The 13,322-nt window shown below is 72.4% G+C and carries 11 protein-coding genes; 1 reads left to right on the top strand and 10 read right to left on the bottom strand.

The genetic code is table 11. The annotated features are described in order from the left end of the window. Positions 1 to 95: 95 nt before the first annotated feature. The 8 genes from MPTA5024_RS15940 to MPTA5024_RS15905 all read right to left on the bottom strand — a co-directional run bounded on the left by MPTA5024_RS15940 (position 96) and on the right by MPTA5024_RS15905 (position 9,221). The gene (locus MPTA5024_RS15940; RefSeq protein WP_198167177.1) at positions 96 to 1,760 is read right to left on the bottom strand and encodes a hypothetical protein; all 1,665 of its coding nucleotides are present in this window, start codon (positions 1,758 to 1,760) and stop codon (positions 96 to 98) included. Continuing rightward, positions 1,757 to 3,232, bottom strand: coding sequence for an FGGY-family carbohydrate kinase (locus MPTA5024_RS15935; protein WP_036324799.1), 1,476 nt, complete (start codon positions 3,230 to 3,232; stop codon positions 1,757 to 1,759). The genes MPTA5024_RS15940 and MPTA5024_RS15935 overlap by 4 nt, the downstream gene beginning before the upstream one ends. Further along, on the bottom strand, positions 3,229 to 4,221 hold the full coding sequence (locus MPTA5024_RS15930) for a LacI family DNA-binding transcriptional regulator (protein WP_036324798.1): 993 nt from the start codon (positions 4,219 to 4,221) through the stop codon (positions 3,229 to 3,231). Before MPTA5024_RS15930 ends, MPTA5024_RS15935 begins: the two co-directional genes overlap by 4 nt. A 90-nt stretch (positions 4,222 to 4,311) precedes the next feature. Beyond that, the gene (locus MPTA5024_RS15925) at positions 4,312 to 4,962 is read right to left on the bottom strand and encodes a hypothetical protein (RefSeq protein ID WP_036324795.1); all 651 of its coding nucleotides are present in this window, start codon (positions 4,960 to 4,962) and stop codon (positions 4,312 to 4,314) included. Beyond that, positions 4,959 to 5,816, bottom strand: a complete 858-nt coding sequence (locus tag MPTA5024_RS15920; protein WP_036324794.1) for a carbohydrate ABC transporter permease — start codon at positions 5,814 to 5,816, stop codon at positions 4,959 to 4,961. Before MPTA5024_RS15920 ends, MPTA5024_RS15925 begins: the two co-directional genes overlap by 4 nt. Beyond that, on the bottom strand, positions 5,813 to 6,760 hold the full coding sequence (locus MPTA5024_RS15915; protein ID WP_036324792.1) for a carbohydrate ABC transporter permease: 948 nt from the start codon (positions 6,758 to 6,760) through the stop codon (positions 5,813 to 5,815). The genes MPTA5024_RS15920 and MPTA5024_RS15915 overlap by 4 nt, the downstream gene beginning before the upstream one ends. Positions 6,761 to 6,787: 27 nt before the next feature. Next, a complete protein-coding gene (locus tag MPTA5024_RS15910) occupies positions 6,788 to 8,104 on the bottom strand; it encodes an ABC transporter substrate-binding protein (RefSeq protein WP_036324791.1) in 1,317 nt (438 codons plus the stop codon). A gap of 139 nt (positions 8,105 to 8,243) precedes the next feature. Beyond that, positions 8,244 to 9,221: a LacI family DNA-binding transcriptional regulator gene (locus tag MPTA5024_RS15905; RefSeq protein ID WP_036324789.1), complete on the bottom strand. Its 978-nt coding sequence runs from the start codon at positions 9,219 to 9,221 to the stop codon at positions 8,244 to 8,246. A gap of 133 nt (positions 9,222 to 9,354) precedes the next feature. On the opposite strand from MPTA5024_RS15905, the gene MPTA5024_RS15900 reads away from it, so the two are divergent. Next, the gene (locus tag MPTA5024_RS15900; protein WP_036324787.1) at positions 9,355 to 11,823 is read left to right on the top strand and encodes a GH116 family glycosyl hydrolase; all 2,469 of its coding nucleotides are present in this window, start codon (positions 9,355 to 9,357) and stop codon (positions 11,821 to 11,823) included. A gap of 41 nt (positions 11,824 to 11,864) precedes the next feature. Here MPTA5024_RS15900 and MPTA5024_RS15895 read toward each other — a convergent pair whose 3' ends face one another. Together MPTA5024_RS15895 and MPTA5024_RS15890 are read right to left on the bottom strand one after the other, a co-directional pair. Continuing rightward, complete coding sequence (locus MPTA5024_RS15895; RefSeq protein WP_036324784.1) at positions 11,865 to 12,359, bottom strand: hypothetical protein; 495 nt, start codon at positions 12,357 to 12,359, stop codon at positions 11,865 to 11,867. Between the two features lie 211 nt (positions 12,360 to 12,570). Continuing rightward, entirely contained in the window at positions 12,571 to 13,002 is a 432-nt protein-coding gene (locus MPTA5024_RS15890; protein WP_036324783.1) for a VOC family protein, read from the bottom strand. Positions 13,003 to 13,322 lie beyond the last annotated feature (320 nt).

Genomic DNA, 13,322 nt, shown 5'->3' with positions numbered 1-13,322 from the left:
TCACGCCCGGCCATGACGCGGCCCGGCGGTGGTCATCCTGCCGCACGCCGTGGCCGGGCGCCCTCCCCGGGACGCCCGGCGTACGGATGACCGGGTCAGGCGATGCCCGTGTCGCCGCCCAGGTGCACGGCGACGCCGAGCTCGGCGAAGAGCGCGGCCTTGGCGAGCAGCGCCCTGTCGGCCGTCGCGGCGTCGGGGGCGTAGGCGACGTTGAGATGGTTGGCCTTGTGGCGGGCCATGAACTGGTCGCGGCTCACCCCGTGCAGGACGGCGTGCATGATGGGCCACGCCGGCGTGGTGGCCTGCGAGCGGCGCTCGGTCTCCTCGTCGGGCAGCGAGACCGCGGACGCGCGGCCCAGGTCGACGTGGAGCGCGCCGCCCTGCACGAAGACCCGGCTCCAGACGATCTCGCCGGGCTTGCAGACGCCCTTGATGGTCGAGCCGCCCAGCGGGAAGTAGACCGGGTCCTGCCGCCAGCCGACCGCGTCCGCGTACCCGTTGGCGAAGTGGGACGGCGGCACCGACCCCGAGATCTCGAAGACCCACACGAACCGGCCGTCGTACTCCTCGCCCCAGCGCACGTCGTGAAGGGTGGTCGCCGGGTCGAGTCCCATGGCCGTCCAGATGCGGTTGGTCACGAGCGCGTCGACCGCCACCCCCTCGTCGGCCTCGTTGAAGTGGGGCAGCGCCCTGCCCTCCCACAGCACCCGCGACCCGTCGCGGGAGGTCACCGGCGGGCGGTCGACGTTGTTGAGGAGACCCTCCGCCAGGTCGGACGCCGGCGACAGGTCCTTCAGCCCCTGCTGATACTGGATGCCGACGGCGTCGAGGCCGAAATCGTCGCTGATGCGCAGCGCCGCGACGTACATCTTGTACTGCCAGCGCAGCTGCGCCTCCGTGAGCTCGGTGGCCTCGTCGTCCCCGAGCCGGAACGTCATGCCCTTGTCCGCGAGCCACGCGCCGACCGCGTCCGCCTCCTCGTCGGGCACGGTCCGCATCTCGGCCCACAGGGCGCTCTGGGAGAGCCGCTCCTTGTACACGCCGATCGGGTTGAGCAGCTCGTCGTCGATGATCGCGTTGTACATGCCCATGCAGCCCTCGTCGAAGACGCCGATGATGGCCTTGTCGGCGAGGAGCTGCCGGGCGAGGGCCTGACCGAGCTCGCGCTCGGGGCTGCCGGGCAGGTCCGGCAGGTCCCGGACGTGCGACGCGTCGTGTGGGATGGTCCCGCTCTCGACCCAGCTCTTGATGCCCGCCTTGAACCAGTCGTCGGTGAAGTCGACGCTCCAGATGGTGGAGTACGGGACGCCCATCTTGGCCATTCCCGCGTTGAGCCCGAGCAGGCCGACCAGTCCCGGCCATCTGCCCTCGAAGTTCGCGACGGTGAGGATCGGGCCGCGGTGGGTGCGCAGCCCGGCGAGGACGTGATGGCTGTACTGCCAGACGGACTCGGCGACGATCAGCGGCGCGTCGACCGGGATGGTCTTGAACACCTCCAGCCCCATTCGCTGGCTGGAGATGAACCCGTGTCCCGTGGCCGGGTCGACCGGGTGCGCCCGCCGCACGGTCCAGCCCAGCTCGGCGAAGGCGGCCGCGACGTCGGCCTCCATGCGCTCCTGTGTGGGCCATCCGGCGAGGTTCGCGGCGGGCCGCAGGTCTCCGCTCGCGACGAGATAGGCCGTCCTCGGCTCGGTCGCCGGGCGGCTGGGTGGGGCTGGTACGGCGTAGTTCACGGTGTGTCCTCCGTAGGTGCTGGTCACGCGAGCATCCGTTGCCGGGCCGCGAGTGTGTGGGCGATGCGGCGGGTCGCCGGGTAGAGCTCGCGGTACAGCGCGTACAGCTCGTCGTAGCCCGCTTTCAGCGCGGCGTCCGGCGCGACGGTCGCCGCCGGCGGGTTCCACTCGGCGATGGCGGCGGCCACGGTCGTGCGCGCCGCGAGGTGGGCGGCGCCGTACGCCGCCCCGATCGTCGTGGCCGGGACGACCTGGGGGAGGCCGGTGACGTCGCTGACGATCCGCGTCCACAGACCGCCGCGGGTGCCGCCGCCGACCGCCACGACCCGTTCGACGCGCGCGCCGGCGGCGCGCAGCGCCTCGACGTTGTGCCGGACGCCGAGGGCCGTCGCCTCCAGGGCCGCGCGGTAGAGGTCGCCCCTGGTGTGGCTGAGCGTCAGGCCGGCGACGACGCCGCGGGCGTCCGGGTCCTGCACCGGCGTCCGCTCGCCCGCGAAGTAGGGCAGCACGAGCAGGCCGCGCGCGCCGGGGCCGGACGCCTCCGCCTCGGCGAGGAGCTCGGCGTAGCCGGGCGCGCCCACCAGGTCGCGCAGCCAGCCCGTGACGGCGCCCGAGGTCGCCATGCCGCCGGCGAGGCTGCGGGTGCCGCGGAACGCCCCGAGCGTGCCCCACATGGACGGCGACCTGAGCGGCCGGTCCACGGTGGCCACGAGGAACATCGTGGTGCCGTACATCAACATGAGGTCGCCCACGTTGTGGGCGTCGACGCTCACGGCCTCGGTCCAGGCGTCGATCGTGCCGGTCACCACGGGGGTGCCGGCGGGGATTCCGGCGACCGGCTCCCGGGTCGTCCCGGCGACCTCGTCGGACCACGCGAGCGCCGGCAGTTCCAGGTGCGGCGCGATCCGTTCCGCCCAGGGCCGGTACCAGTGGGCGGCCTCGATGTCGAACATCGGCGTGCACTGGCTCGCCGAGTGGTAGTCGAGGGTGTACGCGCCGGTGAGGCGGTGGACGAGCCACGAGGCGGGCATGAACAGGCGGCGCGCGCGGCTCCACACGTCCGGCTCGTGCTCGGCGAGCCACCGGAGCTTCGGCCCCACGGCCTGGGACGACAGGGCCGAGCCGCAGCGGTCCAGGATCGCCCCCGGACCGCCCAGCTCGGCGGTGAGCTCCTCGATCTGCCGGGCCGCCCGGGTGTCGACGCCGTACAGGATGGCCGGGCGCAGCGGCAGGCCGTCCTCGCCGGTGAGCAGGACGCACGGGCCCATCCCGCTCACGCCCACGGCCGCGATCTCCACGTCGGCGTCGTCCAGCTCGGCGGCAAGCTCGCGGAACTCGGTCCACCACAGCTCGCCGTCCATCTCGACGTGGCCGGGACGCGGACGGCTGACCTCGTGGTCCCGTACGGCGGAGGCCAGCAGCCGGCCACCCTCGTCGACCAGCACGCCCTTGCTGCTGGACGTGCCGATGTCGACGCCCAGGAAAGCCCTTCGGGTCACTGCCTCTCCTTCGCTCTGCGGTCCGTGCGGAGCACAACCGTCCGCGGCGGACCGTCGTCACCGCCGATCCGGTCGAGCAGCAGGCCGGCGGCCGCCTCGCCCAGCTCCCGCGCGGGCAGGTCGACGACCCGGATGCCCCTGCGCTCGAAGGACGCGAACGGCAGGTCGCCGAACACGGCGAGGCCGAACCCGTGCGGCGTCAGTCCCGCGTCGTGCAGCGCGTCGAGCGCTCCCGCCGCCATCAGGTTGTTGGCGACGACGGCCGCGTCCGGCGGCTCGGGGAGCGCGAGCAGCTCCGCCATCGCCGCCCGGCCGCCGTCGACCCGGTAGTCGGCGTAGCGCAGCAGCGCGTCGTCGCCCGCGCCGTGCCGGTCGCGGGTGGCCTGCAGCCACCCCTCCATGCGGAGCTGGGCGGTCTCGACGGAGCTGGGACCGGTGATGCAGGCCACCCGGGAGAAGCCGTCGGCGAACAGCGACCGGGCGGCCGACAGTCCCCCGGCGCGGTTGTCGACGGTGACCGCGTCCACGTCCTGCCGGCTCAGCCGCCGGTCCACGGCGACGACGGGACACCTGCGGGCGATGAGCCGGCTCACGTCGCTGGCGTCGTCGGCCGGCGCCAGGATGACGCCCGCCATGTGCTCGGCCAGCGCGATGTCGAGGTACGTCGACTCCCGGGCGGGGTCGTCGTCGGTGTTGCACAGCACGACCGAGTAGCCGCCGGCGCGGGCCCGGTTCTCCACCCCGCGGGCGAGCGCGGTGAAGAACGGGTTCTCGACGTCCGGGATGACCAGCGCGATCACCTCCGAGTACTGGCGGCGCAGCCGCCGCGCCGTACGGTTGGGCGTGAAGTCCAGCTCCGCGGCCGCGGCGAGCACGAGCCGCTCGGACTCCGCCGACACGCGCGCACCGTTCAGCACCCGGCTCACCGTGGCCGGCGAGACGCCGGCGCGCTCGGCCACCTGGTAGATCGTCACCTTCGCGCCGGGCATCGGCTCTCACTTGGATCTGCGCCGTGTCCGGCGGTCGGTACGGGTCGAGCGTTCATTCCGACGCGGATCCCCCGGCGGCGGCACCTGTCGTCATGCCCGGCCCTGCAGTGCGTCGATCTCGTCGAGGAGCCCGGCGACCTGCGACGACGCGATCGCGAGCAGCAGGGGTGGCATCACGGGCGCGAGCACCCCGGCGGAGGCCGCGACCGCGAACCCGCCCAGGCAGCCGAGGCCGGCGAGCGTGAGGGCCCAGCTCGGCCGGAACGCCACGAGGATCGCCCCGCCCCGCAGCGCCCCGAGGCCGCGCCTGCCCCGCAGCGCGCCGTACGCGAGCGCGTACGGCATGACGAGAAGCAGTGCCGCGGCGGCGACGGCGCCGGCCGTCGCCGCGGCGCCGGCGGAGGCCAGGCCCAGCCCGGCCGGCCAGACGCCGGCCGCGAGCGCCAGTGCGAGCACCGGGTCGATCTCCCTCAGGGCCGCCAGGCGGGGGCCGTCCCCGCGGGCCACGGCCGCGGCGAACCGGACGAGACCCGTCAGCGCGAGCGCCGGCGGCACGGTCGTCACGGCCAGGATCCAGGCGGGCAGCCCGGCCGCGGCCGCCACCGCCAGGGGGACCGCGGCGGCGAGGCCGAGCGCGCCCGCGACGGCGGAGCGGGGCAGCTCGTGCCACAACATGAGCGCGCCGCGCCTGACCAGCCACGGCAGCGTCGCGGCGGCGGTGCTCTCCCCGACGCGCGTCACAGCTTCAGCCCGCTCGACGCGATGGACTGCACGATGTACCGCTGCGCCGCGAGGAAGACGACCAGGACCGGGACGATCGCCATCGTGATGCCGGCCGCGATCGTGCCCAGCGAGCCGGTGGAGAACCGGCCGGCGAGCAGGACGAGGCCGACCGGGAGCGTCTGCCGTTCGGTGTCGCTGATCATCACCAGGGGCAGCAGCAGGTCGTTCCACCAGTAGGTGAAGCACAGGATGCCCAGCGTCGCGATCGACGGCCCGGACAGCGGCAGGATGATCCGGACGAACGTCCGCAACCGGCCGGCCCCGTCGATCATGGCGGCCTCCTCCAGCTGGACGGGCAGCGCCTGGAAGTGCTGACGCAGCAGGAAGATCCCGAACGCGCTGAAGATGCCGGGCAGGATGAGCGCCCACAGCGTGTTGGTCAGCCCGAGCTTCGACATGACCAGGAAGAGCGGGACGATCGTGACCTGGATCGGGATCATGAGCGACCCGATGACGACCGCGAACAGGACGCCCCTGCCGCGGAACCGCAGCCGCGCGAAGGCGTACCCGGCCGTCGAGCACGTGATCAGCTGCGCGACGGTCACGGTGGTCGACACGATGATCGAGTTGAGGAAGAACCGGAAGTACGGCACCTGCTCCGTGACCTGGCCGAAGTTGCGCACCGTGAGGTTCGCGGGGTGGAAGGCCGGAGGCAGGCGGTACAGCTCGGCGTCCGAGCCCGAGAACGCACCGCGGAAGATCCACAGGAACGGCGCGGTGATGGCGAGGGCCGCGATGCCGAGGATCGCGAAGGTCAGGACGCGCGCGGCCAGGCGTCCGGGGGCGGGAGACCTCGTAGTGGCGGCGCTCATCCCTGCGTCCACCTGCGTGAGAACCAGAACTGGACGGCCGTGAGCACGACCAGGACGAGCGCGAAGGTGATGCCGATCGCCGAGGCGTACCCGAGGTCGAAGTCGCCGAACGCCCGGTCGTAGAGGTACTCGACGATGGTCCGGCTGGAGTCCCCCGGGCCGCCCTGGGTGAGCACGCGCGGCTCGGCGAAGATCTGGAACGAGTTGATCGTATTGATCACGACGAGGAAGAAGACGGTCGGGGACAGCAGCGGGAACGTGATCCGCCAGAACCGCGTCCAGGCGCCGGCGCCGTCCACGATGGCCGCCTCCCGCAGCTCGTCCGGAATCGATTGCAGACCGGCGATGTAGACGAGGATCGAGAACCCGATCGTCTTCCAGGAGTTGACGATGATGACCGAGACCGGCGCGAACGCCGAGGACCCCAGCCAGTCGATCCGGTCGACGTGCACGAGGCCGAGCAGGTAGTTGACCAGGCCGAGGTCCTTGTTGAGCAGGAAACGCCAGATCAGGGCCACCGCGGAGGCCGACACGACGAAGGGGAACAGGAACGAGAGCCGGAAGAAGGCCCGCAGCCACCGGGGCATCCGCGTCTCGAGCAGCACCGCGAGCAGGAGCCCCGCCACGACGTTGACGGTGAGGATGACGAGCGCCAGGTAGGTCGTGGACCCGTAGACCCCCAGCAGCCGCCCGTCGTGGAGGAGCCGCGTGAAGTTGTCGAGGCCGACGAACGTGCCGTCGCTGAGCAGGTTCCAGTTGTAGAAGCTCAGCACCAGCACCCCGACGGTCGGGGCGAGGACGAAGACGAGGAACGTGATGATCGACGGAGTGAGGAACGCGAGCGCGGCCGCCCCGTCGCCGCGACGCCGGCGCGGGGCCCGCGGTCCGGGGCCGGCGACCGCGCGGTCACCGGCCCCGGACCGGAGTGTGCTACTGGTGGTCATGGTCCGCCTTGTGGGATCGTGTCGGACTCAGCAGGTGACGATGCTGCTCAGCTCACTCTGCATGTTTTTGAGTCCGTCCGAAACGGGGGTTTCGCCAGCGAAAATCTGCTGCAGGTGGCGCAGGACGGTCGACTCGAACGTGCTGTACTTCGCCGGGGCGGGATACGGCACGAGGGTCGGGTACTTGTCGATGCTGTCGTAGAACAGGTCGGAGTTGGCGGGCGGGACGCCGACCGTGGAGATCGTCTGGGCCACGGATCGGCGCGACGGGATGGAGTCGCCGGGCTTGTCGGGCGTGCCGACGTACTGCTTCTCGATATCGGTGCTCACCGTGAACTTCTGGTACTCCCAGGCGAGGTCGGGGTTCTTCGACGCCTTGAGGATCGGGTAGCCGGCCCCGCCGAACACCGTCTTGTACGTGTCGCCCTTCGGGTAGAGCTGGATGTCGAACGCTTTGAAGCCCGCCGGGAGGAAGGTGGCGATCGGCCACCGGCCCGCGCCGAACATGGCGACCTGGCCGTTCTGGAAGCGGGTGAACACGTCGCTCATCGGCATCGGCGCCGGGGAGATCCCCTCGGTGATCAGGTCCCTGAGGAAGCTCACCGCCTTGTTGACCTGGGGGCTGTCGGCCGTCGCCGTGCAGACGTCGTCGCTGGTGAGGTTGCCGCCGGCGTTGGCCACCCAGGGCATGATGCCGGGGAAGATCTCGTTGCTGGCCCAGGTGAAGCCGTACCGGTCGGGCTTGCCGTCGCCGTTGGTGTCCGCGCTGAGCTTCTTGGCGATCGCCTTGAAGTCGTCCCAGGTCCAGTCCGGCTTGGGCGGGTCGATGTGGGCCTTCTTGAAGACGTCGGTGTTGTAGTAGACGACCATGTCGTTCCAGCCGTACGTCAGCGTGACGATGTCGCCCTTGACGGTGAACCCGTCGATGAGGCCCTTGCCGATGTCGCCGACCAGCGTCTTGGCCTCGGAGTCCTTCTCGACGTATCCGTTGATGGGCAGGACCAGATTGTTGGCGTGGACGAACTGGGCGCCCTCGCCGGAGATGACCATGAGGTCCGGGTGCTTGCCGGAGGCGATCAGCGTCGCGACGTTGGCGTAGTAGGTGCCCCAGTTCTCTCCGGTGACCGGGGTGAGGGTGATCTTCACGCCGGGGTGGGCCGCCACGAAGGCGTCCGCCGTGGCCTTGTTGCCGCTCTCGGCGGCGGGGCCGTAGTTCCAATAGACGATTTCGAGCGATTTGCCGCCGGACGGCGTGTCCGATCCGCTCGAGCAACTGGCAAGGGCGGTCACCGCCAGCGTGGCTGTCGCGCAGGCCAGCGCGACCTTGCAGCGGGGGATGTTCATGGGCCTGCGTCCCTCTCAATGTGGGGTGCGCCACAGTGAAGTCCAAGAAATCGATTTCGTCAAGAGGTCGGCATGTCGCCGCTTATCAACGCTCTGATCAGGGCGTTGCCGCTTTGGTATCGATTGCAGCGACGATGGCTTAGAGGGCTGCCGGGAGGCTGACCTCGGCGCGCAGCACGACCGTGCGGAGCGGCTGGGTGTCTCCCCCGATGCGTTCGAGCAGCATCGTCGCGGCGGTCGTGCCCAGGTGGCGGGCCGGAAGCCGCACCTGGACGACGGGCGCCGGGGCCAGGGCCATGATGGGCAGCTCGCCCACGACGGCGACCCCGAAGGTCTGCGGCGAGATCCCCGCCTCGGCCAGCGCCTGCAACGCCCCCACGGCCATCAGGTTGTTCGTGGTCACGACGGCGTCGGGCGGCGTGCCGAGGCCGAGTAAGGACGTCATCGCCGCCCGGCCGCCGTCCACGCGGAAGTTCGCGTGCTGCAGGTGGCCCTCGTCGACGCCGGTCCCGCGCGCGGCGACGACCTGCCGCCAGCCGAGGACGCGGTCCTCCGTCATCTCGATCCCCGCGGGCCCGGCGATGCAGGCGATTCTGCGGTACCCGGCGTCGAACAGCGCGGTGGTCGCGGCGATGCCCGCGGCTCGGTTGTCGATCTTCACGGCGTCCACCGGGTACGGCGTGGTGCGGTCGACCGCCACCACGGGACGGCTCAGCGACGCGATCGCGCCGAGGTCGACCTCGTCGGACGCCGGCGAGAGGATGACCCCCGCCATCTCCTCGGACGCCGCGATCTGCAGGTAGCGCAGCTCCTTGCGCGGGTCGTCGTCGGTGTTGCAGAGCACGAGCGAGAAGCCCGCCTCCTGCGCCCGGTCCTCCACTCCCCGGGCGAGCGCCGTGTAGAAGGGGTTCTCGATGTCGGGGATCAGCAGGGCGATGATCTCCGAGCTCTTCTTGCGCAGCCGCCGGGCGGTCTTGTTCGGCGTGAAGGCCAGCTTCGCGGCGGCGTCGCGGACCAGGCGCTGCTTCTCCTCGGAGACCGTGAGCCCGTTGAAGACGCGGGAGACCGTCGCGGGCGAGACGCCGGCGAGTGCCGCCACCTCGTAAATCGTGGCCATGCCACGGGATTTTACCGATCGCGGGGCGTCCGGGCCCGGCGTCGCGGCCGGTCTTGACACCCGCGACGGGCCTCGCCTAGCTTGTGTGAAATCGATTTCACGATCACCAAGGTCGTTCGACGAAGGGAAGGCCGTGAGGCGGTACACCGGACAGGCCCGGCGCGCGGTGGCGTTTCCGCTCGGCGGCTTCGGCACCGGGCACGTGGCGCTCGGCGGCGACGGCGCGCTGCGACAGTGGCAGCTGCCGGGGGTGCCGAACCACCGGGGGTTCCTGCCCGACAGCTTCTTCGCCCTGCGGGTCTCCTCCACCGAGCCGCCCGGCGACGTCGTCCGGCTGCTGCGCTCGGCGCCGCTCCCCCCGCACGAGCGGCCCGCGCCGAACGTCTCCGACGCCGAGGTGCCCGACGCCGACCGGCTGCCGCCGTGGCCGACGGTGGCCGGCACGGAGTTCCGCGCCGCCTACCCCTTCGCCGAGGTGACCTACCTGGACGACGCGCTCCCGCTCGCCGTGTCGCTCTCGGCGTTCACCCCCTTCGTCCCGCTCGACCCGGACGCCAGCGCGCTGCCGCTGGTGCGCCACCGCTTCACACTGACCAACACCAGCGCCGAACTGCGGCACGGCTGGCTGCTCGGCACCCTGCAGAACGCAGTCGGCTGGGACGGCGTGACGCCGATCGACGGCACCCGCGGCGCCGGGTACGGCGGCAACGTCAACCGCCTGCTGCGCCGTCCCGGCCAGACCGGCGTCCTCATGGACCATCCGGGGCTCGACGAACGCGACCCGTCGTACGGCGAGATGCTGCTGTGGACCGACGGACCGGCCGCGGCGCTCCCCCGCGCGTCCGGCGCTGACGCGATGCTGCGGTTCGCTGAGACCGCGAAGCTGGTGGCCCCGGTCCAGCTGGGCGACTACAGCGACGCGGCCCTGCGCGCCGCGGTCGCCGACGGGGTGTCGCCGCTGCGCCCGCCGGCCGGCCCGAGCCCGGCGGGGCACACCTGGGACGCCGCCGTCGCGGTCGCGTTCGCGCTGCGGCCCGGCGAGACGACCTCCATCGACATCGTGCACGCCTGGTGGTTCCCCAACCGGTACGCCGACTTCGACCGGTTCGGGCCCACCCGGTCGTACGGCGGCACCCGCTTCTGGGTCGGGAACCACTACGCCGGCCGGTTCGGCGGCGCGCTGGACGTCCTCGACGCCTACCTGGCCGACCGGGACCGCCTCGACGCCGCCTCCCGCGCGTGGGCCGACGCGGTCTCCGGCAGCGACCTGCCGGAGGACCTGCGGGAGGTGGTCTCCGCCCAGGGCACGCTCGTCCGCTCACCCAGCCTGTTCCGTACGGCGGACGGGCGCGTCTACGGGTTCGAGGGCGCGCTCGGCGCCTCGACCCGCAACTGGAACGGCGACGTCGGCGGCTCCTGCCCGCTCAACTGCAACCACGTCTTCAACTACGAGCAGGCCCTCGCCCGGCTGTTCCCCCAGATGGGGCGCGACATGCGCGAGACCGAGCTGTCGGTGCAGGCGCCCGACGGGTCGCTCCCGCACCGGATCGTGCTGCCGCTGTACCTGCCCCAGCTGCACGGCGTAGCGATCGGCGGCCCCGAGCGCCCGGCGCTCGACGGCATGCTCGGCGCGGTCCTGAAGACCTACCGCTCGGTGCTCGACGGCGCCGGGCTCGACTGGCTGCGCGGTCACTGGCCGGCCCTGCGGCGCCTCATGGACCACGTCACCACGACCTGGGACCCCGACGGCGACGGCGTGCTGCGCGGCGACCAGCCGGTCACGTACGACATCAGCCTGCACGGCCCGAACATGTTCGTGGGCGGCCTGTGGCTGGCCGCGCTGCGGGCGATGGGGGCGATGGCCGAGCTGGTCGAGCCGGCCGCCGCGCCGGAGTACGCCGAACTGTTCGCGGCCGGCAGCGACGGCTACGACACTCTGCTGTGGAACGGCGAGTACTACGCGCAGCCGGTCACCGGCGAGGCCTACGACTTCGGCAGGGGATGCCTGTCCGACCAGCTCCTCGGGCAGTGGTGGGCGCACCAGCTCGGCCTCGGCCACCTCCTGCCCCCCGAGCGCGTGCGCGCCGCGCTCTCGGCGATCGTGCGGCACAACCTCCGCACCGGTTTCCCCGAGCACGGCTACCGGGTCTTCGCCGATGGCGACGAGACCGGCCTGGTGGTGTGCACCTGGCCGCACGGGGGCCGTCCCGCGGTGCCGCTGCGCTACAGCGACGAGGTGTGGACCGGCGTGGAGTACCAGGTCGCCGCGCACTGCCTGTACGAGGGGCTGACCGACGAGGCGCTGCGGATCGTCCGTGCGGTGCGGGAGCGGTACGACGGCGCCCGGCGCAACCCGTTCAACGAGGTCGAGTGCGGCGACCACTACGTGCGGGCCATGGCCGGCTGGTCGCTGCTCGACGCGTACACCGGCTTTCGCTACGACGCGACCGCGCGCCGGCTGCGGGTCGGGCCGCGCCCCGGGCGGTTCCCGTTCGTCGCCGGCACCGCCTGGGGCACGGTCACGGTGGCCGGCGACGGCCGGGTAACCCTCGACGTCCTGGGCGGCGAGCTCCCCGCCGGCCTGATCGTCGAGCCGGCCTGAGGGGGCGTTCCCCGGCGCCGCCGGACCTCCGTTGTCCGAGGTCAGGGCTGGCCGACGAAGTTCACCGTGACCGTGGCCGGGCGGGCGGACGGGCTGGACGGCGTCGGGACGAACGACACGGTCCCGCTTCCGTAGCACGGCAGGTTGAGCGAGGTGGGAATCTCGGCCGGCGCCCCGTAGAAGCGCAGGACGATGGGCGCGGTGGCGGAGGTGGCGTTGCCGAAGGCGACCCCGATCGCCTTGGCCGCGCTGCCCGTGTATCCCACGCTGCTCGTCGAGGTCGAGAACGCCCTCCGGACCTCGACGGTCTGCCCCGCCAGGGGGTGGCCGGTTTGACCGGGGTACACCGGGCCGAAGCAGCCCATTTTGATCGTCGAGGTGCCTGACTGCCCGTTCACCAGGCCGGAGAAGTATTGGTTCGGGCCGATCGGTGCGGGATCGACCGCACCGGCGACGGCGGGCGCCGCCGTGGCGAGCGCGGTGGCCAGTACGGCCGCGGCGGTCAGGGGGACGAACCGCACGAGCTTCCGGGACATCGATGCCTCCGTGTCGCGTCATCGTGGAGCGAGGTACAGGGCATTGCGCACCGGAACCGTAAACGGCGCCGATCATGCGGTCAACGATGCGGCGACGCCGTCCCGCGAGGGGCCTGGCGAAGCCGCAGGGTGGCGGCTGGTCGTCCCGCCGCCTCCGCGCCCGGCCGGAGCCCGGGCCGTGAAAGGTTCACGGGCCGTGCGGCGCCCGGGCTCATCCGGGATCGACGAGCTCCCCGCCCCACTCCTCCGGGGCGACGTCGGCGAGGGTCTCGGAGAACGTCCACCGGTGGCCCGCGGGATCCTCGGCCGTGTACTGCCGCTCGCCGTACGGCATGTCGGTCGGCTCCATGAGGATGCGCGCGCCGTTCTCCCTGGCCCGCTCGCAGTGGGCCCGGGCGTCCTCGACCCGCACGGTCACGGAGTGGGTGACCTCGCCGGGACGGGGCGGACGGCGCTCTCCGTGGACGTCGCCGACAATGACGGCGCCGTCGCCGACCCGGAGCTGGGCGCGGTGGTTCTCCCCGATCCGCACCCTCTCGGCGAACCCGAAGGCCGCCGACAGCCACGCCACGGCCTCCCGCACGTCGGGATAGACGAGCACCGGTATGACGGTCGACGCCGGGATGGATCGATTGGCCTTCATGGCAGCTCATTGAACCACCGCCCACCGACAATCGGCGGGAGTCGCATCCGGTGCCCCGTACGGCCGTCCCGCGGACCGTGCCGTGGTGCGCGCGGTCCGCGGGACCTCGCCGGACGGCCCGCCGCCGGCCGGTGCCGCGACCGGGCCGGGCCCCGCTTTGACGGCCGGCCGCCTTCGTGGCTGTTCGAGGGCGACCGGGTGGACTACCGGGTGGGCGACGTGCTGGGAACGGGCGACACGGTGGCCGGACTCGCCGAAACAGAGGAGCGTGCCGCGCCCCCTGCGCCCGCCGCGCCCCCTGCGCCCGCCGCGCCCCCTGC

Source organism: Microbispora sp. ATCC PTA-5024, from assembly GCF_000511135.2.
Taxonomy (GTDB): Bacteria; Actinomycetota; Actinomycetes; order Streptosporangiales; family Streptosporangiaceae; genus Microbispora; species Microbispora corallina.
The sequence above is the reverse complement of the archived record's forward strand: the minus strand, read 5'-3'. Positions and strand labels throughout refer to the sequence as shown.

Coding starts and splice junctions, on each gene's coding strand:
- MPTA5024_RS15930 (WP_036324798.1), bottom strand. CDS start 4,221: ATGCCCGGCGCGAAGGTGACGATCTACCAGGTGGCCGAGCGCGCCGGC.
- MPTA5024_RS15920 (WP_036324794.1), bottom strand. CDS start 5,816: ATGAGCGCCGCCACTACGAGGTCTCCCGCCCCCGGACGCCTGGCCGCG.
- MPTA5024_RS15915 (WP_036324792.1), bottom strand. CDS start 6,760: ATGACCACCAGTAGCACACTCCGGTCCGGGGCCGGTGACCGCGCGGTC.
- MPTA5024_RS15910 (WP_036324791.1), bottom strand. CDS start 8,104: ATGAACATCCCCCGCTGCAAGGTCGCGCTGGCCTGCGCGACAGCCACG.
- MPTA5024_RS15905 (WP_036324789.1), bottom strand. CDS start 9,221: ATGGCCACGATTTACGAGGTGGCGGCACTCGCCGGCGTCTCGCCCGCG.
- MPTA5024_RS15895 (WP_036324784.1), bottom strand. CDS start 12,359: ATGTCCCGGAAGCTCGTGCGGTTCGTCCCCCTGACCGCCGCGGCCGTA.
- MPTA5024_RS15890 (WP_036324783.1), bottom strand. CDS start 13,002: ATGAAGGCCAATCGATCCATCCCGGCGTCGACCGTCATACCGGTGCTC.